Below are 23405 nucleotides of genomic sequence, written 5' to 3'. Positions count from 1 at the left end.
GCCGTCCGCGGTCGTGCCGCGCGGCACGCGCACGGCCGCTCGCGCCGCCGCTCCGGTGGCGTCCCGCCCGCCCAGCGGATAGCCGTGCCCGCGCTCCCGGAAGGCGGAGTAACCGCCCTCGTGGAAGAAGGCGCGGGTGAGGGTCTTCGCGAGCGCGGCCAGCGGGGCGGGGGCGAAATCCGTGTAGTAGCCGGCCGATTCGTGCGTCAGCGCCACGTGCAGGGCGTGGTGGAAGTCGTCGTTCCACTGCGCGTGGACGCCGTGTCCGTGCGTGGCCCGAGGCGCGGTCGTACGAGGGGCGTTCTGGTCGGACTCCGCGACGAGGAACAGCGGCCGGCCGGTCTCCAACGCCAACGCGTCCACCGCTGCCGAGAGTTCCGCCAGGAAGTGCTCGGCGCGGGTGTCCACCAGGGCGTGTACGGCGTCCAGCCGCAGCCCGTCCAGCCGGTAGTCCCGCAGGAACGCCAGCGCGCTGCCGATCAGGTAGCCCCGCACCTCGTCGGAGCCGGGCCCGTCCAGGTTGACCGCGTCACCCCAAGGGGTCTGGTGCCGGTCGGTGAAGTACGGCCCGAACGACCCCAGGTGGTTGCCGTACGGACCCAGGTGGTTGTGCACCACGTCCAGCAGCACGCCGAGCCCCGTCCCGTGAGCCGCGTCCACGAAGTGCTGGAGGCCGGCCGGCCCGCCGTACGGTTCGTGCACGGCCCACGGCGACACCCCGTCGTACCCCCAGCCGTGCCGGCCGGGGAACGGGCAGACCGGCAGCAGTTCGAGATGGGTGACGCCCAGTTCGGCGAGGTGGGACAGGCGCTCGGTTGCCGCCTGGAAGGTCCCCTCCGGCGTGAAGGTGCCGACGTGTAGCTCGTACAGCACCGCACCCGCCAGTGGGGCGCCGGGCCAGGTACGCCGCCACTCGTACGCCGACAGGTCGACGACCGCGCTCAACCCGTCCGGCCCGTCCGGCTGGCGTCGGGAGCGCGGGTCGGGCAGTGCCCGGCCGCCGTCCAGCGCGAAGCCGTACCGGCTGCCCGGCGCGGCCTCGGTCCGTACACCCCACCAGCCGGGGCGGGCCGGATCGGGACGCATCGGGTGCGCGCGGGCGGACGCGGCGCCGTCGGCCGGCTCCAGGCGCAGCACGACCCGTTCCGCCCATGGCGCCCACACCTCGAATCGCATGGGCGCCATGCTGCCGGCGGCGGTGGTACGGATCCACCTACCGGCCGCCCGTGTGTCGTGGCCCCCGGGGCTCGCTACTCGGAGGTCGGGTGACCGGGGCGATCAGGTGGCCGGCTTGTGCCGGTGGATCACCCGGCGGCCGGGTCCGGGGACCGGCCGGGCGCCGCCATGCAGTACCGATGCTGCGTCACGGGGTATCCCGCACGGGCGAAGGCCGCCGCCATCGGCCGGTTGCCCAGGTCGGTGCTGGCCGCGATGCTCTCCGCGCCCGCCTCGGCCAGCTGCCGGGTGCAGTCGGCCAGCAGGTCAAAGGCGTATCCCCTGCCGCGGTGTTCCGGCACCACCCCGACGAAGGCGACGCACGGTCCGCTGACGATTCGGGAGGGCACGTGCAGCCCGACGAGATCACCGGCCGTGGTGTACGCCAGCCGCCACCAGTCGCGCGGTCCGGGCAGGCCTCGCAGCAGGTCCAACTCGGTCCGAGCGGCCCGTTCGAGACCTCCCACCCGGATGTCCTCGCGCGCGTGCGCGTCCAGCGTGCCCCGCGTGACCCGACGGAGCACGTCCAGCACCGCCTTGTCGTCCGGCTCGGGACGGAAGGTGAGCCGGCCGGGCTGGTCCGGCAGCCCGTGGGCCGGTGTCCAGGCGTACCGGAAACGCTCCACGAGCGGTCGGTAGCCGGCGCTCTCCGCCGCCTCGACACGGGACTCAGCCGCGGCCCGTACCTCGGGGACGGCCCGCCAGTCGGGCGGCAGGATCAGCTCGTAGTCGACGTCCGGCCAGGCCGACTCGCGCAGCAGCCGCACGGCGGCGTCCCGCTCGCCCGGCGCGTGGTCGAACCAGTCCAGCAGTTGGGGCGCGTCGCCCTCGGGCCGCGCCCAGTACGCCGCCCTGGCGACCGGTTCACCGGCGCGCAGGGCTACCCAGGTCCACTCGGGGCGGTATTCGCCGCCGGCGGCGAGGGTGTCGTAGGGGCGGCCGAGCAGGGCGCGGCCGACCAGCCCGGGGTCGGGAAGCGCGGTGAAGAGCCGCCGCGCCTCGTGCTCGACGAGCGGGCGAATGACCAGTGTGGTCACGGTGATTGTCCTTCCGGGAGGGGTGTGGCGCTCCCGGTCAGCCGAACTGCTCAGCTGTGGACGGACGCCCGGGGCAGGTGGCGGGAGCGCGCTTCGACGGTGCGGTACATCGGCTCTCGCCTCCCTCCTGGAACGTACGGGCGTGGCCGCACTCTAGAGGCGTACGGGCGCCCGCGCCAGCGGATTTCGCCGGACCCGGCGCGCGGGGCGGAGCCGGCTGTCGGGAGTGCCTCATGCGGCCGACCCCCGTCTTCGCTTCGCGCTCCGGTGCCGCGACCCGGTGAGACCCCCGCCCGACACGGTGCCGCCCGACCGCGCCGGCCACTCCGAGCCCCGGCGGGCCCGGGTCAGCTCAGCAGTAGCGCACTGTCCCAGGATGTCGTGGGCATGCTGGCGGTGGCGTAGGTGTGGAGGGCCAGGGCGATCCCGGCGGCTCCCTCCAGGAAGCCGGGGCGGTCAAGGTCACGTGCCGCGAGCGTGTGCGAGTACCGGTAGCCGAACGGCGCCCCGGGGTCGAACGCCTCGACCACCCGCGCGGCGAGCCGGTCGGCGAGGGTGTGGCATTCCGGGGCGCCGCTGTCGTGTGCCATCCGCAGCGTGATCTGTAGCAGGCCCGACCAGCCGTGACACAGCGCTGAGTCGCGGATCAGCTCGTCGCTCGCCGCGCGCAGCGCCCCGTGCAGGGCCGTCCGCGCGTCCGTACGCCAGTCCGGCCGGTCCAGCGCGGCACCGGCCAGGTACACGGCGCGGGCCGCGCCTGCCGTGCCGTAGCACCAGGAGTCCCGCCAGCGTTCCGGTGGCTCACCGTTCCGCAGGTGTTCCAGGGTGGCCAGGTGCGGCCAGCGAGGGCCGAACTCGTCGGTCCTGCGCCAGTGGTCGAGCAGTGCCATGATCCGCTCGATCGCCTCGTCCTGGCGTTCGACTCGGAAGCCGGCCCGCCAGGCGACGGACAGGAGGGCGAGCGGCCCGGTGATCCCGTGTGCGAGGCCGAAGTTGACGTGTTCGTCCAGCCCGTGTTCCAGACCTTCGGTGATCCACCAGGGGGGCAGCCGGGTCCCGTGCCGGTCGTGGTCGTCGGCGGTCGCGCTGGCCACGAGGGATTGGAGTACGTCACGCAGCGCGAGTCCCGCCGCCTCCCGTACGTCCCGCTCCGCCGCCGAGGTGTGCCGGGCGAGCAGGTAGCGGCCGATGCCGGCGGTGCCGCTGAGCACGTCGTAACGGTCCCAGGAGCCGACGGGTCGCCCCGCGCTGGTCCGTTCCCGGTCGGCCTGGGCGCGTTCCCGGGCCTGCGCGATGATGTGTCCGTCCAGCCCGGACAGCATCGTCGAGTAGCCGCCGAACCCGGTGGCCGAGACCTGCGCGGCGAAGGCGAGCGCCACCATGCCACCGAAGAGCGACTGCGGGCTGCGACGGATACCACTGCGCAGGCCCGCGGTGAGGTGCGCGTGCGCCGGAGCCCGCAGTTCCGGCCGATCCCCGGCCAACTCGGCGTACAGCAGGGCGACTCCGGGGTGGCCGTCGGACAGCAGCAGCGGGTCCCAGACCGGTTGCTCGTTGCCCGGGTAGCGCATGAGGTTGTCCGGCTCGCGCGCGATCTCGACCACCCGGCCGGGCTCCGCCAGCCGCTCCGCGACCTCGGTGACGATCCGGGCGGCCTCCTTCCGGTGGGTCGGCGACCGTTCAGCCGATGTCGGCGCGAGTGAGGGCACGGAAGCTCTCCAGTTCCTGCATCAGTGGGCGGACCTCGTCCCGCTGGGAGACGGGCAGTTCGCTGATCCGTACCACTTCGCCCGCGTTGAGCCGGTCCAGCAGCGCCACGGCCGCCGGTGTGGCGAGTACGGAGCAGACGTGGCCGTTCGCCGCGCACCTGGGGGCGCCGTCGCCGTTCGTGGTCAGCACCCGAGCCGAGCCGCGTACCGGCGTGTCGTCATCCAACGCGGGGGAGTCGGCGGGCGGTTGGGTCGGCCAGAAGCCTCCCGCCGTCCGGACCCGCAGGGCCAGCCCGGTGGCCCGCTCGGTGAAGGGGGCCTCGTCCAGGCATTCCGCGAAGGCGTCCACGGCGTCCGCGAGGGCGGTGGGCAGCTCTTCGGCCAGCCGCCCGTCCGGCCCGGCATCCGGGGTGAACAGCGGGGCGGACGCGACTGGCTCGGTGCCCCGGAAGAGATCCTTGATCTCGTAGTACGGTCGGTGCTCCCGGCGCGGGATGCCTACGTTGACGCTGGTCGCTGGCGCGGCGCCGGTACTCTCGCCGACATGGTAGTACCGCGAGGGCCAGTACAGCAGGTCCCCCGGCTCGACCTCCGCGACGAACGAGGACGCCAGGTACGGCTCGTAGTCCAGCACCGTGTGCACGTCCTGGGACCACGGCCGTTCGGCCCAGAAGCGCATGCGCTTGGTACCCCGTACGCAGAACATGAAGGTGGCGAAGCGGTCCTGGTGGACCCCCACCGGGCTGTGCTCGTACGAGCCGTGGAACATCGTCGAGCCCGCCGTGTGCGTGGGCTGGCCCACCCGTTCCCAGAGGCCGCCGTAGAAGCGTCGCGCACGCTCCCACAACGGGTGTGAGAAGGCGTGGAAGCGGTGCACCACGAGGGCGTAGCGCTGCCCGTCCAGAGCGTCGGCCATCCGTCGCTCGTAGCCGTCGAACGTACGGTCCGACAGCTCCGGCAGGCGGTCGCGCGGCTGTGTCTGCTGTCGGCGCTGTACGAGGAACTGCAGGTTCCCCGGGATGGCGAGCGGATGCGGGGGACGGGTGCCGAGCACCGCCGTCTCGAACACCTCCGTCTCGTCGAAGGGCGCGTCGGTGACCCCCTTGTACAGCACCGGTTTCTGGTCCCAGAACCGGTCGACGAAGTCGTCCCAGTCGAAGGTCCGCTCAGTGGTGAGGGTCATTCCGCCGGCACCTCCAGTACGTCGATGCCGCGCAGCCGGTACAGCTTGTCCAGCAACGCGAGCACGGTGCGGTCGTTCCCGTTCCCGCCGCCGGACCCGCCGGCGCCCAGGGCCGCGCACACCTCACGCACACTGGTCTCCCCCTCCCGGGGGAGCGCCTCGAGCACCCGGTTGCCGGCGGCTCGCGGCAGCGTGAAGACGTGGCCGTTGACGGCCCACACCTCCTGCCGGTGCCCGTCCGGCATCCGTACGATCTCGCCGGTCCGGCGGACCCGCGTCTCCGGAGTCAGCACAACTCCCGCGCGCGGCTCCGGAATCGGTTCCAGCCCAGCGGCCGAGCGCAACGCCGCCCAGCGAATCCGCAGCGTCCTGCGCAGCTGCTCGCCGTCCAGCACGGTACGCAGTTCCTGCCCGAGCGTGGTCAGGTGGGGCAGCACCCCGCCCGGTTCCTCGACCCGGGTGCCGGGGCCGAAGGGGAAGTACGGCACGGTCTCGTCGTGGCCCTGCCGGCCGTGCACGAGATCGGCGAGCAGGTCCCGCAACTCCGTGAACGGCAGCCGCCGATCCACCGGTATCCGCAGGCGCAGCGCCACGCACCGCTCGCCGTGGGTGTCTACGTGCCGCTGGTGGGAGGGCCAGTACAGCAGTTCGCCGGCCTCCGCCCGCAGGGTGCGTACCCCCTCCAGGTCCTGTTCCGGGTCGGCGACCGAGGCGGGCGGGGGACCGTTCCCCTCGTCCCACAGACGTACGTCCATCCGTCCGCGCAGCACCCAGGTCAGCGCGGCGTGGGTGGGTTCCTCGGTCGCTCCGACGTGCTGGGTGAACCGGTCACCGATCAGTATCTCGGCGACCACCGGTAGGTTGGGCCAGCCGACCTGCCGCCACAGGCCGTCGACGGCGTCGCGCACGGCGGACCACAGCGCGTAGTCGAGCAGCAGCGGCTGCCGCAGGGTGAGGAGGTAGCCCTGCCCGGCCAACTCGGAGTCCAGCCGGTCGAGGTAGTCGTCCAGGGTGCGGTCGGTGGGCTCGGGCAGCTTGCCGCCCGGCGCGCGCAGCCAGCCGTCACCGGCCAGGAAGCGTACGTCCGGCATCACCCAGAACCGGGTGCCGGCGCGGAACGGGGCACACGCCTGGACGGTGAGCGCGTGGATCCGGTCGATGCCGACCGGTAGTCGGGAGCGCAGCCGCGCGGGCCGCCGCTCCCAGTAGCGCTCGCCGAACAGGCCCCAGTCGACGTCCTCGAGCGCGTGTGGTGCCTCGTCGGTTGACGTGATCAAGATGCTTCCCTCCCCGCCAGGGGGAACCGCTGCCGAGCGCGCTCCGTGTGCCGCGCCAGCGGTTCCATGCCCATCTCGGCGCGCCGGTGGTCCACTTCCTCGGGTTCCTCGATCGGGCACGGCTCCAGCTTCCCGGCCACCGGCTCGAACTTCGTGCCGTAGAGCTGGGGACGGCCCTCGGCGAGGCGCAACTCGTCGGTCAGGTAGGCGACCTCGCGCCAGGGGAGGGCGCGGTCGGTCGCGGCCTGCCGCATGAGTGCCAGACAGTGCCGCCGGAACGGCAGGTGTTCCCTCGCGTGTTGTACGAGACGACTCGCCGCGCCGCCCGCGGCCGAACCGACCAGGGTGTGGCTCGGCCACCCGTGCTCCCTGACGACCGAGGCCAGCCAGCTGATCCCGGTGTCGGTCAGGCTCCGTAGCCGCTGCTCGGCGGTGGTGTCGACCATGCCGCCGTCGGCCCAGGGCGTACGGACGGCGGCGTCCAGCCGATCCAGCCGCAGCAGCCGGCGTCGCGTCTCCCCGGCGGGTGTCGGCTCGGGCGGTACGTCCGGCGCGTCCACCGGGTCGATGCGCAGCCGTACGGTCTCCCGGTTCCAGAGGTAGGTGACGCGCCTGCCGACCTCCGGCCAGTCGAAGCTGACCTGTCCCTCACCCGGACTCTGCAGGTGCAGGCGTACGCCCTGGGCCTCGTCGGTGACGACGGGTTCGGGCACGTCGTCGAAGACGTGCTCCACCGCGTCCCGGACCGCCACCCCGAGGCCGGCGAGGTCGAGTTTCGCGCCGTCGAGCAGTTCCCGGAGCGGGGGCCAGCCGCCCTCGGGGACCGGTCGGGCCGCGACCCGCGCCGTACCGAAGGGCTGGGGCGGTGGCTCGACCCGTAGCACCGGCCCGCCGTCCAGCGAGCGTACGAAGTAGGGCACGTCCATGCGCCGAAGCTGGTCGACTTCCGCGCGGTCGAAGGAGACGCCGGGCTCGGCGGGGGCGGGGGCGGCGCCGCCCCCGGACAACCAGCGGGGCACCAGCGCGTCGAAGTACTGGTAGGTGGGCTGCCGGAGCACCCGGACGTAGTGGCCGGTGGTGGCGGTGGACAGGAAGCCTTGGATCGCCGGCCGTTGCCGGCACATCAGTGTCCAGGCGTCGAACATGCCGCGCAGCATGGCCGGCAGGTAGGGGCCGTAGCCGGCGCGGCCCTCGGTGTCCGCGACGACCGTGCGGGTCTCCTCCCTGGCGTACGACCGTCGGCGGCGGTGCAGCCGCAGCCGGTCGGGCGTTTCGGCGGTCCAGCACACCGGCGGGCCCTCCGCGCTGCACCAGCGTGCGGTGCTCTCCAGACCGACGTGGTGCTGGTCGACCTCCGCGGTGCGGTCGTGCAGGAGGCCCGTGTCGTAGAGCCGGGGCACGTGGCAGAAGTAGATCTCCAGGTCGATGGGGTACAGCAGGGGTTCGTCGTTCCCGGGGCGGCTCCCGGTGACCACGTTGCCGCCGATCATGTCGGTGACTCCGAAGGCGAACATCGCGGCGGCGAGCGAGCCGGTGCGGTGCCAGTAGCGCGCCGCCTGCCGGGGGCTGAGCCGGGTGCCGGTCAACCGCCAGGACGGGGAGGTGCGGATCGGCCCCCACTGGGCCGGCGGTTCGATCCATTCCTGCCAGAGGTAGCCCGGCTCCGAGCCGGGCCAGCACGACAGTACGGGCAGTCGCACCGCGCCGGAGGCCGCGGGCGCGTTGTTGAGCAGTTCGAACACCGAGGCGGGCGGCCCCGTACCGCTTGTTGCGGTGAACAGCAACTCCCCGGAGGCGGGCCGTGGCTTGTACGCGACCCGGCCGCCGCCGGCGCAGTCCAGCCGCAGCACGCGTTGTCGGCCGTTGTGGGTCTCCTCGCCGTGCGCCCACAACGCGACGACCGGCCCCTGGAAAGCCTGGTCGGTGGGCCAGCAGGCGTGCATGTCCCGTAGCAGCCGGTCCAGGAAGAGCGTCAGGAAGTCCGCGCAACGCGCGGCCCATTCCGCCACCCGGTCCCGGGCGTAGTGCGCGCGACCCGTCGCGCAGGCGACGAACGCCTCGGACACCACCGGGCCGAAGAGGTCGGCGTTGGTGATGTCGAGTACCTCGGTGGCGAGTACCGGTGCGTAGTGCGGCGCGGTGGAGTCGCACCACGCGTCCAACTGTTCCAGCAGGTCCAGTAGCGGCGTGAACCGCGGGTCCGGCAGTGCGTGGGCGAGTGTCCTCGCGTCGGCCGCGCCGCCGAGCAGCCGGTCGATCCGTAGGGTGCCCTCCGGGCCGTCCGTGACGACCGGGGGGAACAACCCTCCCGCGGTGCCCTCGCGTACCGCCGCGATCACGCGGCGCGCCACCGGCGGAAGTACGGCGGGGACGTCCTCCTCGGCGTCGCCGGTCGGCGCGCACATCTCCCAGAGGGCCTCGACACTGGCTGGTGCGACCGACAAAGCTAGCCTCTCGATTCGTTTCCCGGATCACCGTGCCTACCCGGGTGGTGCGCGGTACGCGGCACCACCCGGTAGCGGTCAGCAGCAGTACATACCCGCGCAGGTGCCGCAGGCCGTGCCGCTGCCGGAGTTCGTCGGCGACGCGAGCGGCGGAATGTCCTGCTCGAGTTCGCCGATCACCAGGTCGAACACCTCGTCGGCGTGCTGGTCCAGCTCAACCGTTTCCTCAAGGGTCTGCATGAAGGCTCTCCTCTCGTCTGAATGGCGAATCGTGAGCAGTACAGCCATCGGAAATGCCCATGTCAATAGTGCCCGTGCCCGCCCTGCCAGGCGGGTTCGCCGGACCCGGCGCGCGTGCGGGCGCCGGCTGTCAGGATCGCCTCATGCGTCCGACTCCCGTGCCCGCCCCGGTGGCCCCACCCCTGCCCGGTGCCGTGCTGTGCGACCTCGACGGGGTGCTGCGACTCTGGGACGCCCCCAGCATGTCCGCGTTGGACCGCGCGCACGGTCTGCCCGAGGGGACCCTGGCGGGCGCCGCGTTCCGTCCGGAACGACTCACGCCGGCGATCACCGGTCTGTCGCCGGACACCGACTGGCGCACCGCCGTCACCGGGGACCTGGCCGCCGTATGGGGTGCCGAGCGGGCCCGGGCGTTGACGGACGCCTGGAGCGCGCAGCGCGGTCGGGTGGACGGGGAGGTGCTCCGGCTGCTGACGGACGTACGCCGCCGGGTGCCGGTGGTGCTGGTCACGAACGCGACCACCCGGCTGGAGGAGGACCTGGTCGCTCTCGAACTCGCGGACGCGGTGGACGCGGTGGTGAACTCCGCGCGGCTCGGGGCGGCCAAGCCGGACGCCGCCGTCTACCACGCGGCGGCCGAGACCGCCGGAGTACCGCCCGCGCGCTGCCTGTTCGTGGACGACGGCGAAGCGAACGTCGAGGCCGCGGTCCGCCAGGGGATGACCGGGCACCACTACGCGAACGCGGCCGGACTCCGAGGCGCTCTGGGCGGCTTGGTCCTCTGAACGCCCGCTCCTCGGGGGCGGGGCGGCGACCGGTGGGGCTCAACCGGTGTCGCGTGCGGTGTGGGTCGCCTGCTTCCCGGCGGCGCCGGGCGCCTCGCCGGCCCACTCGCCCCTGATGTGGTCCAGGTGGCGGGTCATGACCCGCTCGACCGCCGCCGCGTCGCGAGCGAGCAGCGCGTCCAGTATCTCGAAGTGCTCGGGTGCGGTCTGTTGGAGGGTGCCCTGTTCGGCGAGGCTGTTGACGCCGTAGAGACGTGTCTGGTCGCGCAGTTGAGCGACGGTGCGGACCAGGCGGTCATTGCCGCCCAGCTCCAGCAGGCCGAGATGGAACCGGCGGTCCGCCTCGAGGAAGCCTGGGACGTTTCCGGAGCGCGCGGCCGTGTCGATCTCCTCGGCCGTGGGACGGAGCGCCTCGATGTCCTCGTCCGGTGCGCGGTCGATCAGCGCGACCACACCCGGGACCTCCAGCATGCGGCGCATCTCGCCGATCTCGTCGAGGTCGTGCTCGCTGATGGGCACGATACGGAAGCCCCGGTTGCGCACCGATTCCAGGATGCCCTGGTTGACGAGGGTGAGCATGGCCTCCCGTACGGGACTGTTGGACACCCCGAGGCGCGTCGCCAGCGCCGAGGCCGAGTAGATCTCGTCCGGCCCGATCTCCCCCGAGACGATCGCCTGTCGCACGATGACCAGCGCTTGTTCACGAAGGCTCACTCGTTGTAGTCGCTGCACGGCGCCATCGCCCCCGTTTCTCCACCCCATTGACACCCGTGATCGGCGATTCGCATACTACCGGGCATGTCTTAGCGGTAATCGATTACCCACTACTCCCTCGATTGTCCCCGACACTTCTCCGCACGCAAAGGACCCGGTCGTGTCAGTTGAGAAGAAGCACGGATACTGCACGTTGTGCCGATCCCGGTGCGGCGCCGTCTACACCGTCGAGTCCGGACGGATGACGGGGGTCGCTCCGGACACCACCCACCCGACCGGCACCGCGCTGTGCCCCAAGGGGCGTGCCGCCCCGGAGATCGTGCACAGCACCCGCAGGCTGACGAGCCCGCTGCGCCGTACGCGCCCCAAGGACGCCGCCGACCCCGGCTGGGAGGAGATCAGTTGGGAGGAGGCGATGGCCACGATCGCCGAGCGCTTCTCCAGCATCCGAACGGAGAGTGGCGCGGAGGCCATCGGCTTCTCGGTCACCTCGCCCAGCGCGACCCCGATGTCGGACTCCATCGAGTGGGTCGAGCGCTTCATCCGCCGCTTCGGCGCGCCGAACACCTGCTACTCCACCGAAGTCTGCAACTGGCACAAGGACTTCGCGCACGCGTTCACCTACGGGAGTGGGCAGCCCACCGCCGACTACCCGGGCACCGACCTCGCGGTGCTGTGGGGCCACAACCCCGCGAAGACCTGGCTCGCCCAGGCGGTCGCGCTGCGCGAGGGGCGGGACAGGGGCGCCCGGCTCGCTGTCGTGGACCCCCGACGCTCCACGAGCGCGAGGGACGCCGACCACTGGATGCGGGTCCGCCCCGGCGCGGACGCCGCTCTCGCTCTCGGCGTGGCCCGCCACCTGTTGAGCAGCGGACGCTACGACGAGGACTTCGTCCGGTCCTGGACCAACGGGCCGCTGCTGGTCCGCGAGGACACCGGCGAACAGCTGACGGCTCGGGACCTGGACCCCGGCGCCCCCGACGGCTTCGTGGTCTGGGACCTCGCCACCGGGCGCCCCCGGACGTACGACACCCGCAGGCGGGCCGAGCGTCCCGAGGACTTCGCGCTGCGGGGGGAGTTCACCGTGGTATCGCACGAGGGCCTCGCCGTGCGGGTGCGCCCCGCGTTCGACCGGTACGCCCGCGCCTGCGAGCCGTGGACGCTGGCGCGGACCGCCCGCCACACGTGGATTCCGGAGGCGGAACTGCACGCTTTCGCCGAGGAGTTCGCCGAGGCCGGCACCGTGGCGTACCACAGCTGGACGGGTGTGGGGCAGCACGGGAACGCCACCCAGACCGAGCGCGCGATCGCCACGCTCTACGCGCTCAAGGGCTGCTACGACGCGCCGGGCGGCAACGTCGTGCTGCCCAGGGTTCCCGTGAACGCCGTGACATCGACCGAGCAGATGGCCCCAGAGCAGCGGGCCAAGACCCTGGGACTACGCGAACGCCCGCTCGGTCCGCCCGCCACCGGCTGGGTCACCGCCCACGACATGTACGACGCGATGCTGGACCACGTCCCCTACCGCGTGCGGGCGTTGATGGGGTTCGGCGCCAACCTGCTGGTCTCCCAACCCGATCCCGAACGCGGCCGTGCCGCCCTGCGCGCGCTGGACTTCTACGTCCACTGCGACCTGTTCATGAACCCCACCGCCGGCTTGGCCGACATCGTGCTGCCGGTGAACAGTCCGTGGGAACGCGAGGCCCTCAGGGTCGGCTTCGAGATCAACCAGAGTGCGCAGGAGTTGGTGCAGCTGCGCCAGCGGATGGTCGAGCCGGTCGGTGACACCCGTTCCGACACGGAGATCGTCTTCGATCTGGCCTGCCGTCTGGGCATGGGCGCCGACTTCTTCGACGGCGATGTCGAGGCCGGCTGGAATCACATCCTGCGGCCCACCGGGATCACGACGCGGCAGCTGCGCGACTCCCCGGGCGGTGTCCGGTATCCGCTGCGGACCGTGTACCGCAAGTACTCCGAGCAGGCGGCTGACGGCGGCGTCACCGGCTTCGCCACCCCCAGTCGCCGGGTCGAGCTGTACTCCGCCCGGCTCGCCCGGACGGGCCAGTCCGGAGTGCCGGAGGCGTGGAAGGGGGAAGGGGACTCGCTGCCCTTCCTGCTGACCAGCGCCAAGAGCGGCCTCTACTGCCACAGCCAGCACCGCGGTCTGTCCGCACTACGGCGCAAGCAGCCGGAGCCCACCGTCGAGGTCGCTCCCGAGCTGGCGCGACGGCGGGGGTTCACGGAAGGCGACCTGGTCCGCGTCGTCACCGATGACGGGGCGCTGCGTATGCGCGCCGTGCTGGCGCCGGATCTCGACCCACGGGTGGTGGTGGCCGAGTACGGCTGGTGGGAGGCGGCGCCGCAGCTCGGGCTGCCCGGATACGACCCGATCTCCGGAGCGGTCAACTTCAACGCGGCCGTCTCCGGTGCGCCGGCGGACCCGGTGAGCGGGTCGCTCCAACTGCGCGGCGTCGCCTGCGACGTTCGGGTGGAGGCGGGGGCGGGGCGCCTCCGCCCGGACGGCACCCGCCCGTTCGGCGTCGTGGAGATGCGCGAGCGCGGCCGTGACGTGGTCGAGGTGCGGCTGCGTCCGGTGGACGGAGCACCTCCCGAGCCGCACCGACCGGGGCAGTACGTCGAGCTGGTGCTCGGTGCCGACGGGGACGCGGCCGAGGTCAGGCGCTGTTACTCGCTCACCGACGCGCCGGGGGAGGAGTACACCGTGGCCGTACGGCTGGTACCAGACGGGGCGGGTTCCACCTACGTCCACACGAGGCTGCGGGTGGGGGACACGGTGGCTGTCGGCCCGCCGGCGGGTGGTTTCACGCTTCCCGTCGACCCGCCGTTCCCGGTGGTGATCATGGCGGCCGGCATCGGAGTCACCCCCTTCCTGAGCCAGCTCGCCCAGCTCGCGGGTCGTAGCGACACGGGTCAGCGGATCACCGTGCACAAGGGCGATCGCAGCGTCGCCGACACCTGCTTCGGACCCCGGACCCTGCGCCTGTCCACCGAGGTCCCCGGGATGCGGCTGGTACGGCACCTGAGCGGTCCCGGCCCCGACGACCGACTCGGGCGGGACTACGAACGGGCCGGCAGGGTGTCGGCTGACGCCGTCGCGCAGGCGGACATCGACGAACGAGCCCGCTTCTACCTCTGCGGTCCGGACACGATGATCCGTGAGGTGACGGAGGGACTCGTGGCCCGCGGGGTGCCACGCTTCGAGATCTTCTCCGAGCGGTTCGCACCGCCGGCGGGCGGCATGCCCACGGGAGACTCCCGGCACACGGTCACCTTCCGGGCCTCGGGCAGCACCCTGACCTGGCGCCCTGAGGACGGCCCGTTGCTCGACCTCGCCCAGAGCAACGGCCTTCGCCTGCGCAGCGGGTGTCGTGTGGGTCAGTGCGAGAGCTGCGCGGTACGCGTGCTCGCCGGCTCGGTGGCACATCTCACGGACCCGCCCGACACCGGCGACGACTGCCTGACCTGCCAGGCCGTACCGGCGTCCGACGTGGTGCTGGACGCCTGACCGGCACCGAGGAACCAACGAGGAGAAACACCGTGGAGTATTTCGACCCAGTCCGGACGGCGGAGCGACTGGACTACGACGTCCTTGTCCCGGCTCTGCGCACCGGGCTGACCGAAGGCGCCGTGGTCCCGCCACGGCACCACCACGCCCTGGACGACGGGAACGACGCCACCCTGTTGTTGATGCCCGCCTGGAACCGCGAGTTCCTCGGGGTGAAGCTGGTGGACGTCTTCCCGGGCAACACCGCGCGTGGTCTTCCGGCGCTGTCCTCGACCTATGTCCTGGCGGACGGCGTCACCGGGCAGCACCTCGCGCTCGTCGACGGCGGTGAGCTCACCCGCCGACGTACGGTCGCGACGGCCGCGCTGGGCGCGTCCCTGCTGTCCCGGGCGGACTCGCGGGTGCACCTGATCGTCGGCACCGGGCACATCGGGAGCGGGGTGCACGACGCGTACTCCAGCGTGCGCCCGGGGATCGAGACCACGCTCGTCGCGGACCCGTACAACCCGGCGGGCGCGCACGCACTCGTGGGGGCGCTCGTCGAACGGGGAGTGAACGCCGTCGCCGTCGACGACCTGCCCGTCGCGGCCGGCCGCGCTGACATCATCACCACCGCCACCCTCGCCCGTGAGCCGGTCCTCCGCGGGGAGTGGATCACACCCGGGACCCATCTCGACCTGATCGGCAGCTTCCGCCCGGAGATGCACGAGGTTGACACCGCACTCCTGCGCCGCGCCACCGTGTTCATCGACGCCGAGGCGGCACGTACGGAGGCCGGGGAACTCGTCACGGCCTTCGCCGAAGGGGCGCTCGGCGACCAGGACATCGCCGCGACGCTTCCCGAGCTGTGCCCGCGAGTCGAACCCCGCCCGCGTGAAGCCGACGAGATCACGGTCTTCAAGACGGTGGGCACCGGCCTGGCCGATCTCATCGCCGCCGTCACCGTCTACACGAGCACCACCGAACCCTCCAGGAGCACCGATGCAGACGAGTAAGGCACGGACCGAACCGAGTGCGGACGGTACCGGAGGGGACGACGCGAAAGCGTTGTCGCGGCTCGCGGTCCGCATGTCGAACTTCTCCGAGCGGTGGTTCCCCGAGGCGTTCGTCTTCGCGCTGATCGCGCTCGTCGTCGTGACGGTCAGCGCGCTGGCGATCGGTGCGTCTCCCGCGACCGTCACCCGTGAGTTCGGGGACGGGTTCTGGGACCTGATCCCGTTCACCATGCAGATGGCCTTCGTGGCGATCGGCGGCTACGTCGTGGCCACCGCCCCGGTGGCCAGCCGACTGATCGTACGTGTCGCGTCGCTGCCCAGGACAGGCCCGGGCGCGGTCGCGCTGGTCGCCACCGCGAGCACCGTCAGCTCCCTGTTCAACTGGGGCTTCAGCCTCATCTTCGCCGGCCTCCTCGCACGACAGCTGGCGCGTCGGGACGAGCTGGACGTCGACTACCGGGCGGCCGGAGCCGCGGCCTTCATGGGAATGGGCAGCGTGTGGGCGCTGGGGCTCAGCTCCTCGGCCGCGCAGTTGCAGGCGAACCCGGACAGCATTCCCAGCGGGCTGATGCCCATCACGGGTGTCATTCCGTTCCGCGACACCATCTTCCTGTGGCAGTCCATACTCGTCGCGGCCATCCTCATCGTCGTGGTCGTCACCGTCGCCTTCTTCTCCGCGCCCCGCGGAGGCCAGGTACGTAGGGCACAGGACCTCGGGGTCGAACTGGACACGCCCGAGGAGGGGTTGCCGCCTCGCTCCCGGCCCGGCGAGTGGCTGGAGTACAGCCCGCTGCTGACCGTGCTGGTGGTCGCGCTGGGTGTGGGTTGGGCGGTGCAGACCTTCGCGGACGAGGACCCGATCGTGGCCATCTCCGGGCTGAACACCTACAACCTGCTGTTCCTGATGCTCGGAATGCTGTTGCACTGGCGCCCGCGCAGTTTTCTCAACTCCGTGGGCAAGGCGGTGCCCGCCACCAGTGGCGTGCTGATCCAGTTCCCGATCTACGCGGCGATCGCAGCCGTCATGACACGCGCCACCAACGCCTCGGACAACTCGGTCGCCGACTACGTCACCCAGGCGTTCACCTCGCTGTCCTCCGCCGTGCCCTTCACCCTGGTTGTCGCGGTGTACTCGGCGGTGCTCGGCCTCTTCATCCCCTCCGGGGGCGGAAAATGGCTCATCGAGGCGCCGTACGTGATGGACGCGGCGAACGAACTCGAGGCGCATCTCGGCTGGACCGTGCAGGTCTACAACGTCGCGGAGTCGCTGCCGAACCTCATCAACCCGTTCTGGATGCTGCCGCTGCTCGGCATCCTGTCGTTGCGCGCACGGCACCTGGTGGGCTTCACGTTCCTGCAGTTGCTCTTCCTCGCTCCTCTCACCCTGGCGCTCCTGACCGGCTTCTCGTACACCCTCGGCTACACCCCGCCCGTCGTTCCCTGACCGCGGACCCCACACACGGCACACGCAGCACGCGGAGTCCGCGCACCGGCTCGGCAACCGGACCGGTGCGCGGGCCGGGTCGGACCTGGCGCGGGCTACAGCCGATGCCGGAGTCGTTGGTGCCGGGCCGGCGTTACGCGCGGAGGCCGTGGTGGCGGAGCGCCGCCGCGGACGGACCGATCCGTCGTGGAACGTGTGCTGTCCGCGCTGACCAGGGCCGAACCCAGGGGCGCCGGACGGGTGTTGGCGGAGCTGTCGCCGGGCCCGCTGCCTGGACAGGACATGCCCGCGTCCGGACAATGAGTTCATGACATCAGTCGAGTTCAGCGCGTACCCACCGCGGGTGTCGGACGCGGACCGGGAGCGTGCGCTCGAGGTGTTGCGCGACAGCGCGGCGGACGGACGGGTCTCCCAGGGCACGTTCGAGCACCGGATGGAAGTGATCCTGCACGCCCAGCAGCACAACGAACTGGACGCCGTGCTGCAGGACCTGCGGACCCGCAAGACCGGCTCCCGTTGGCTCTTCCGCACGGTGCAGGCGGTGTCCGGTTTCCCGGTGAAGCTGCGCCGGGCCTGGCAGTCCGAGCGGTTGCCGGAGCTGATGCTGCCGGTGACCGGACCGTATCCGCTCTCCATCGGACGCGCGCCGGGCTCCGTGCTGCGGCTGAACCACTTCACCGTCTCCCGGACCCACGCCCAGCTGCGGAACACCGGCGAGGGAGGCTGGTCACTGCGGGACCTCGGGTCGAGCAACGGCACCTGGGTGAACGGCCGCCGGGTCACCGGGACGGTGCAGGTGCGTCCCGGCGACCACGTGCTGTTCGGGCAGGTCGGCTACCGGCTGGCCGCGCCCGGGACCAGCCCGGACCACTGAGCGAGCCCGAGCTCCGGAGGGCCCCGCGCCCCGCGCCGAGCCGGCGACGCGCGCCGCTGACCGGACGTCAGCCCGTGGTCGTACCGCACGCTCGGCACAGCAGCGCCACCGGGCGCTCCCCGAGCAGCGCGGCGACCGGCTGCGACCCGCCATCCAGGGACCGGCCGGACAGCAGCTCCCGCCAGTGCCCGTCCGGCAGCCGCAGCTCGGTGTCACGCCAGCCACCGGACGTACGCAACCGCCAGGAGAGCCGGGTCACGACCGTGACGGTGACCCCCGATCGCGCGAAGGCCACACAGTGTTCCGCCGCCGGCCCCCGCGCCCGCAACGGCCGGTAGTCGCCTCTCTCGCCGAACGCCTCGGGCCACGCGCGCCGCAGCCGCAGCGCCGTCCGGGTCAGGTGAAGCTTCTCCGCTGACACCTCGTCATCCGGCCGCGGATCGGGCCAGCCGAGAGCGTCCGGCGGCCGGCGGTTGTCCGGGTCGACCAGGACGCGGTACGGCCGTTCCGTGCCCCAGTACAGCTCCGGGACGCCGGGCATGGTGAGCTGGAGCAGCGCCAGCCCCAACTGGTTCGCCCGTACGTACGGCTCGCTCCAGGTCGCCCACTTCTCCAGCGCCCGCGCCGGCGCCCCGCACGGCCCCGAGGCGACGAAGTCCGTCACGGAACGCTCGTACTCCGGGTCCGGTTCCGTCCAGCTGGTGTGCGTCCCCGCCTCCCGTACGGACTTCAGCAGGGCGCTGGTCAGCCGCTCCGGGTCGGGCGTGCCGAGAGCGAGCGCGGTCTGCCAGCCCGCCCAGGCCAGCCAGGGCTCCGGAGCGGCTGCTTCCGAGAAGATAGCGGTGTCGGCGGTGGCTTCGGGATCGGCGGTGCCGGCCGCTGGTGGGACTGCGGGTGAGGTCAGCTCCGCGAGCAGCTCGGACCAGGCCCGAGGGCACTCGCTGAGCAGCGCCAGGGCCGCGCGCGCGTCGGCGCTGCGCTTGGTGTCGTGGGTGGAGAGCAGGGTGCCGGTGTGCGGCCAGTCCCGCTGGACCCGGGCGCAGTGGGCGTGGAACTCCGCGGGGGAGACGGCCGGTCGGCCTGGATCGCCGCCGACCTCGTTCGCGGACAGCAGGGGGACGTAGCGGTAGAACGCGGTGTCCTCCACGGCCTTGGCGCGCAGCGCCGAGGAGAGTTGGCCGAAGCGCCGCACCGCCTCGTGGGCGGCTGCCCGCCGCTGCGCTTCGTCGTCGTCCTCCTGTGCGGGAGGCGAGCCGTGCGGCGAACCGTGCCGCGATCCGTGCGGCGGGCGGCCGAGCAGCAGGTCCCGGATCCGGCGTACCGCCGGGACCTCCGGGCCGCCGCGCACGCCGCCAACGGCCTCCGTTGCTGCCGCGGCCGCCGCGTCGACCGCGCGTACGTCCGGGACCGACGGTTCCTCGCCGGGGACGGCGTACGGGCGGTACACGGGGAGTTCGGCGAGCAGGCCGCGCAACGCCCGGCTCAGCGCCCGCTCGGTGACGCCCGTGGCGGTACCGTCCGGGTCGGCGGCCTCGGTGCCGGATCCGGGAGCGGGCGCGCAGGCCCGTACGACGGCGCGGGCGAGCCGGTCGGTCTCGGCGGCGAGCTCGCCCGCCAGCAGACCGTGCGCGGCCTGCCGCACGGTGGCTCCCCACTCCCCGCCGAAGGCGGTCGGCACGGTGGTGAACTCCCGGTATTCGGCGACGAGTTCGTCGTGCCCTACCGGGTCGACGAACAGCCCGTCGAGCTGCCGCAGGGCGTCGTATCCGGTGCTGCCGGCGACCGGCCAGCACGAGGGCAGGGTCTCCCGTGCGGCCAGGATCTTCTCCACGACGGTCCATCGGCCGTCCGTCTCGCGGGCCAGCCGTCGCAGATAGCCGGAGGGGTCGGCGAGCCCGTCGGGGTGGTCCACCCGGAACCCGTCCAGCACGCCCGTACGCAGCAGGCGCAGCAGCGTGCGGTGGGTGGCCTCGAAGACCACGGGGTCCTCGACACGGACGCCGATGAGTTCCGAGACGGTGAAGAAGCGCCGGTAGTTGAGTTCCGTCCCGGCCAGCCGCCACCATCCGAGCCGGTAGTGCTGGGCGGCCAGCAGCCGTGCCAGCGGCAGCCCGGCGGTGCCGGGACGGAGCGGGAAGACGTGCGAGCCGTAACGCAGCGTTCCGTCCTCGACCCGTAGGGCCGGCTGCTCGTCGTCGGCCGGACCGGCCAGCACGGGCAGCAGCACCCGACCGTCGCCGGCGGACCAGTCGATGTCGAACCAGCGGGCGTACGGCGAGTCCGGGCCGTCCCGCAGCGTCTGCCACAGCGGCTCGTTGAGGCGTACGTCCGGGGGAACCGCCATGTGGTTGGGCACGATGTCCAGCACCAGGCCGAGGCCGTGCGCGTGCGCGGTGCGGGCCAGGTCGCAGAGACCCGACTCGCCGCCGAGTTCGGCGCGTACGGTGCGGTGGTCGGTGACGTCGTAGCCGTGCGTGGAGCCCGGGACGGCGGTGAGTACGGGGGAGAGGTGCAGGTGGGACACGCCGAGGCGGGCCAGCCCGGGGACGGCCGCCTCGGCGGCGGCGAACGGGAAGGCGGGGCTGAGTTGCAGGCGGTAGGTGGCGGCGGGCGGTGTGGCGGAGGGTGGCATGCTGCCTGGGTAACGGAGGGGACCCCTCCGGTGCGATGGGCCGCGCGGTGCGGGGGCCGTACGCGTGGGGGCGGCAACCCGAAGGGCGGAGCCGCCCGGGCCGGCGATCCGGTGCTGGCACGGGATGTGAATGATCGGTATGTGTCGTGTCCGTTCGCTGGTGTCAGGGGCGCCCGGAAGGATAGAAACCGGGTGATGCCGTCACGTGTCCATCCGGTGGCCGAGGGTGGGACCAGTGGCGTGGCCGTCGGGACGGTGTGGTTGTATACGCCGTCGGGAAGGTCCTGTTCCGCTTGCCGTGGCGTACGGGAGCGCCCGGAGGCGCGCCCAGTGTCGGGATCATGCCGGTCACGTCTCACCGCGGGAGGCACGGACGTTGCACGTACGCCCTACGGCCCCACACATAAGGGGAGTTGAACCGCGAACGAGATGCACCGCGCGGCTGCCCGCAGTAGGCTTCCTTGATCGAACAACCAGGGCCGGAAGGCGGTGCACACGTGGGCTCGGGAGGGCTTGAACTCCCTCCAGGTAAGGGCGGCAGCGAGGGCGAGACCGCCGAAGTGCCCTCCGGTGCGGTGTCGTTGGCACGGCCCATGGAGATCGGCGCGGACCTGGACTGGGGTGCCGACGTCTGGACGGAGGTACGCACCCGCGCGCAGCGTGCCGGCCGCGCCTACATCTGGTTGAACCTGGTCGAGCAGCGGCTGCGCGCGGTGGTGGCCGCCGTGCTGCGCCCGATCTACGAGCCCGTGCACGGTGACGAGTGGGTGATCGCCGCCGCTGGCCCGGCCGGCCAGGAGTGGGTGCAGCGTGCGGTGGCCGTGCGCGAGGTGAGTCGGCGCAAGGGCTATCTCCTGGACCCGGACGACGACACCATCGTCTCCTTCCTCACCCTGCCGCAGTTGCGTGAGCTGATGGTGCAGCACTGGCCCTGCTTCGAGCCGTACTTCAGCGACCGGCGGGAGGTCGAGCTGGCGCTGGACGAGCTGGAGGTGGCGCGCAGCGCGGTCGCCCGTAACCGTGCCCTGTCGGCGACGGTGCTGGCCCAGGCGGAGCGGATGTCGGGACGGCTGCTGGAGCTGCTCGACACCTCCGGGAGCGCCGGCGGGCCGGTGGACCGGCTGCCGGTGGACGCGGTGGAGGAGCTGGTGGGGGACCGGTTCGGCGACGTGGTCGGAGTGCACGCGGACCGGGTGCGGTTGCAGCGCCAGCTGCCGGTGGAGGACCTGTTCGAGGGCGCTCGGCGGCTGGACGCGGTGGGCATAGGGCTGAATCTGCTGGCGCAGAACTACAGCGGCCGGCGGCTGATGCGGCTGGCCGAGTCCGGGTGCCGAATCCGGTTGCTCTTCCTCAACCCGGCCAGCAGCGCGGTGCGCCGTCGAGAGCGCGAACTGGGACTGAAGAAGGGGGAGATGGGCCGCGCCGTGGAGATGAACATTCTCCAGATGCGTCGGGTACGGGCCAGCTTGCGGGACACCGCCGCCTTCCAGATCCACGTCTTCGACGAAACCCCCCGGTTCACCGCCTACCTGGTGGACGGTGACGGCGCGGACGGGCTCGCGGTCGTGCAGGCGTACCTACGCCGGGTGCGTGGCATGGAGTCGCCGGTGCTGGTGCTGCGCGGCGGCGGCCGGCACCTGGTCCACGAGGCGCCGGAGGGCGCGGCCGGCCCGCGGGGGCGGGCCGGAGAGCACGGCATGTTCGACACCTACCGCGAGGAGTTCGAGTCGATCTGGACGGACTCGCGCCCGGTGTCCTGACGGTCGTGGCTCGACCGGGCGGCCCGTCACGGCGGTCAGCCTCGTGGCACGCGGTTCGTAGCCCTCCCGTGGCGCCCGGACGGCCGTACGAGGGCGTGTACGCGCCATCCCGGCGGGGCGGCGGGTGCATCCTGGCGAGGGCCTGGTCCTGGGCCTGGCCGGACACGACCGTCAAAGTCGCGGCGCGTTACCGTGCCGGGAGATCACGCGTACGCGGGTGTGGGCAGCGGTCCGTCCGGCGTGCGGGAACCGCCGGCAGGACGACTGCCGGCCGGATGCTGGAGGGTGACGGCTGTCCATGCGAAGGTCGCGTCCGCCTGCCGCGGCTACCGGAGTCGCCGGGGTGTCGCGGGTCGCACTGCCACCGGAACGGGAGCGTCCACCACCCGGGCGGGAAGCCGCCGCCCCATCCGACGGCGCTCCGCCAGACGGCGCGACGGCGGCCGGGTCGGCGGAAGCGACCAGGACGGCCGACACCTCACGGCAGGCCGGCCGGGAGCCCTTCTTCGACAACGCGAAGTACCTCGCGATCGTCCTGGTGGCGAGCGCCCACGCCTGGGAGCCGTACCTGGGCGACAGCAGGGCGGCGACCGCGCTCTACATGTTCGTCTACGCCTTCCACATGCCGGCGTTCATCGTGATCTCCGGCTACTTCTCCCGGGGCTTCGAGCTGACCGCCCGCCGGATGCCCCGGCTGGTCGCCGGGGTGCTGGTGCCGTACCTCCTCTTCGAGGTGGCGTACGCTTACTTCTACCGTTGGACGGACCATGACCCGGACTACCCCATCGACGCGACCGATCCGCAGTTCCTGAACTGGTTCCTGCTCGCCCTCTTCCTCTGGCGGCTCAGCACGCCGCTGTGGCGCGCGCTGCGTTGGCCGCTGCCGATCGCGCTGCTGGTCGCGGTGCTCAGCTCGGTGACCCCGAGCGTCGGGGACGGCCTGGACCTGCAACGCAGCCTGCAGTTCCTGCCGTTCTTCGTGCTGGGGCTGCGGCTGCGGCCGGAGCACTTCACGGCCCTGCGGCACCCCCGGGTGCGGCTGGCGGCGCTGCCGGCGACCGCCGGGGCGCTCGTCTTCGCGTACTGGGCGGCGCCACGGCTGAACCACGAGTGGTTCTACCACCGGGACAGTGCCCAGGAGCTGGGCGTGCCGGCGGTCACGGGCGGTGTCATGAGCCTTGGACTGTTCGCCTGCTCGCTCGTGCTGACCTGCTGTTTCCTGGCCTGGGTGCCGAGACGCCGGCTGTGGTGCACGGCGCTGGGCGCGGGCACGCTGTACGGCTACCTGCTGCACGGCTTCCTGATCAAGGGCTCGGTGCGGTGGGGCTGGTACGACCCGGCGTGGCCGAACGCTCCGTACGGCATGGTCGCGGTCACCGTGCTGGCGGCCGCCGGGGTCACGCTGCTGTGCACTTCCCCGGTACGCCGGGTGTTCCGCTTCGTGGTGGAGCCGCGGATGCGCTGGTTCTTCCGGGACGACCCGGTCGCCGAGGCACGTGGTCGGGCCCGGCCGGGCTCCGCACCGCCAGGTGACAGCGGCCGGTAGCCGGCCGGCGCGCCCGGGGGCCGC

At 72.4% G+C, this 23405-nt stretch carries 16 protein-coding genes; 7 read left to right on the top strand and 9 right to left on the bottom strand.

Annotated features, from left to right (window positions below; genetic code table 11):
- The 7 genes from AN216_RS05960 to AN216_RS29100 form a co-directional block, all read right to left on the bottom strand.
- A partial coding sequence (locus AN216_RS05960) for an alpha-amylase family glycosyl hydrolase (protein ID WP_244502343.1) occupies positions 1-1176 on the bottom strand: 1176 nt, incomplete at its 3' end.
- 128 nt (positions 1177-1304) lie between these two features.
- Positions 1305-2252 (bottom strand): GNAT family N-acetyltransferase, encoded by a 948-nt coding sequence (locus AN216_RS05955; protein WP_070195543.1) that lies wholly within the window; start codon positions 2250-2252, stop codon positions 1305-1307.
- A gap of 347 nt (positions 2253-2599) precedes the next feature.
- Entirely contained in the window at positions 2600-3961 is a 1362-nt protein-coding gene (locus AN216_RS05950; RefSeq protein ID WP_070195542.1) for a lanthionine synthetase C family protein, read from the bottom strand.
- Entirely contained in the window at positions 3933-5144 is a 1212-nt protein-coding gene (locus AN216_RS05945) for a JmjC domain-containing protein (protein ID WP_070195541.1), read from the bottom strand. Before AN216_RS05945 ends, AN216_RS05950 begins: the two co-directional genes overlap by 29 nt.
- Positions 5141-6421: a hypothetical protein gene (locus AN216_RS05940; protein WP_079166314.1), complete on the bottom strand. Its 1281-nt coding sequence runs from the start codon at positions 6419-6421 to the stop codon at positions 5141-5143. Before AN216_RS05940 ends, AN216_RS05945 begins: the two co-directional genes overlap by 4 nt.
- Positions 6418-8826 (bottom strand): DUF4135 domain-containing protein, encoded by a 2409-nt coding sequence (locus AN216_RS05935; RefSeq protein WP_070195762.1) that lies wholly within the window; start codon positions 8824-8826, stop codon positions 6418-6420. The genes AN216_RS05940 and AN216_RS05935 overlap by 4 nt, the downstream gene beginning before the upstream one ends.
- 117 nt (positions 8827-8943) lie before the next feature.
- Positions 8944-9105 carry a hypothetical protein gene (locus tag AN216_RS29100; protein ID WP_170843043.1) on the bottom strand — a complete coding sequence of 54 codons (162 nt, stop codon included), beginning with the start codon at positions 9103-9105 and terminating at the stop codon, positions 8944-8946.
- A 143-nt stretch (positions 9106-9248) separates the two neighbouring features.
- Between AN216_RS29100 and AN216_RS05930 the strand changes: the two genes are divergently transcribed.
- A complete protein-coding gene (locus tag AN216_RS05930) occupies positions 9249-9890 on the top strand; it encodes an HAD-IA family hydrolase (protein WP_070195540.1) in 642 nt (213 codons plus the stop codon).
- A gap of 39 nt (positions 9891-9929) precedes the next feature.
- On the opposite strand, the gene AN216_RS05925 is transcribed toward AN216_RS05930, so the two are convergent.
- On the bottom strand, positions 9930-10604 hold the full coding sequence (locus AN216_RS05925) for a GntR family transcriptional regulator (protein ID WP_070195539.1): 675 nt from the start codon (positions 10602-10604) through the stop codon (positions 9930-9932).
- Between the two features lie 160 nt (positions 10605-10764).
- Here AN216_RS05925 and AN216_RS05920 point away from each other — a divergent pair, with 160 nt between their 5' ends.
- From AN216_RS05920 to AN216_RS05905, 4 genes are all read left to right on the top strand, one after another.
- The gene (locus AN216_RS05920) at positions 10765-14130 is read left to right on the top strand and encodes a molybdopterin-dependent oxidoreductase (protein WP_070195538.1); all 3366 of its coding nucleotides are present in this window, start codon (positions 10765-10767) and stop codon (positions 14128-14130) included.
- A gap of 32 nt (positions 14131-14162) precedes the next feature.
- Positions 14163-15125 carry a bifunctional Delta(1)-pyrroline-2-carboxylate/Delta(1)-piperideine-2-carboxylate reductase gene (gene lhpI, locus AN216_RS05915; RefSeq protein WP_070195537.1) on the top strand — a complete coding sequence of 321 codons (963 nt, stop codon included), beginning with the start codon at positions 14163-14165 and terminating at the stop codon, positions 15123-15125.
- Entirely contained in the window at positions 15112-16569 is a 1458-nt protein-coding gene (locus tag AN216_RS05910) for a short-chain fatty acid transporter (protein ID WP_070195536.1), read from the top strand. The genes lhpI and AN216_RS05910 overlap by 14 nt, the downstream gene beginning before the upstream one ends.
- 307 nt (positions 16570-16876) lie before the next feature.
- Positions 16877-17443, top strand: a complete 567-nt coding sequence (locus tag AN216_RS05905; protein ID WP_070195535.1) for a DUF1707 and FHA domain-containing protein — start codon at positions 16877-16879, stop codon at positions 17441-17443.
- Between the two features lie 67 nt (positions 17444-17510).
- On the opposite strand, the gene treY is transcribed toward AN216_RS05905, so the two are convergent.
- The gene (gene treY, locus AN216_RS05900) at positions 17511-20075 is read right to left on the bottom strand and encodes a malto-oligosyltrehalose synthase (protein WP_070195534.1); all 2565 of its coding nucleotides are present in this window, start codon (positions 20073-20075) and stop codon (positions 17511-17513) included.
- A gap of 497 nt (positions 20076-20572) precedes the next feature.
- On the opposite strand from treY, the gene AN216_RS05895 reads away from it, so the two are divergent.
- Both AN216_RS05895 and AN216_RS05890 read left to right on the top strand, forming a co-directional pair.
- Positions 20573-21835 (top strand): SAV2148 family HEPN domain-containing protein, encoded by a 1263-nt coding sequence (locus AN216_RS05895; RefSeq protein WP_070195533.1) that lies wholly within the window; start codon positions 20573-20575, stop codon positions 21833-21835.
- A gap of 298 nt (positions 21836-22133) precedes the next feature.
- On the top strand, positions 22134-23381 hold the full coding sequence (locus tag AN216_RS05890) for an acyltransferase family protein (RefSeq protein ID WP_070195532.1): 1248 nt from the start codon (positions 22134-22136) through the stop codon (positions 23379-23381).
- Positions 23382-23405 lie beyond the last annotated feature (24 nt).

This window comes from Streptomyces oceani (genome assembly GCF_001751245.1).
GTDB classification, from domain to species: Bacteria; Actinomycetota; Actinomycetes; order Streptomycetales; family Streptomycetaceae; genus Streptomyces; species Streptomyces oceani.
This window is presented reverse-complemented; position numbering and strand designations above follow the sequence as displayed.

Excerpts from the sequence above, each read along its gene's own strand:
- AN216_RS05945 (WP_070195541.1), bottom strand. The coding sequence starts at position 5,144 with ATGACCCTCACCACTGAGCGGACCTTCGACTGGGACGACTTCGTCGAC.
- AN216_RS05935 (WP_070195762.1), bottom strand. The coding sequence starts at position 8,826 with ATGTGCGCGCCGACCGGCGACGCCGAGGAGGACGTCCCCGCCGTACTT.
- AN216_RS29100 (WP_170843043.1), bottom strand. The coding sequence starts at position 9,105 with ATGCAGACCCTTGAGGAAACGGTTGAGCTGGACCAGCACGCCGACGAG.
- AN216_RS05930 (WP_070195540.1), top strand. The coding sequence starts at position 9,249 with ATGCGTCCGACTCCCGTGCCCGCCCCGGTGGCCCCACCCCTGCCCGGT.
- AN216_RS05910 (WP_070195536.1), top strand. The coding sequence starts at position 15,112 with ATGCAGACGAGTAAGGCACGGACCGAACCGAGTGCGGACGGTACCGGA.
- AN216_RS05905 (WP_070195535.1), top strand. The coding sequence starts at position 16,877 with ATGACATCAGTCGAGTTCAGCGCGTACCCACCGCGGGTGTCGGACGCG.
- treY (WP_070195534.1), bottom strand. The coding sequence starts at position 20,075 with ATGCCACCCTCCGCCACACCGCCCGCCGCCACCTACCGCCTGCAACTC.
- AN216_RS05890 (WP_070195532.1), top strand. The coding sequence starts at position 22,134 with ATGCGAAGGTCGCGTCCGCCTGCCGCGGCTACCGGAGTCGCCGGGGTG.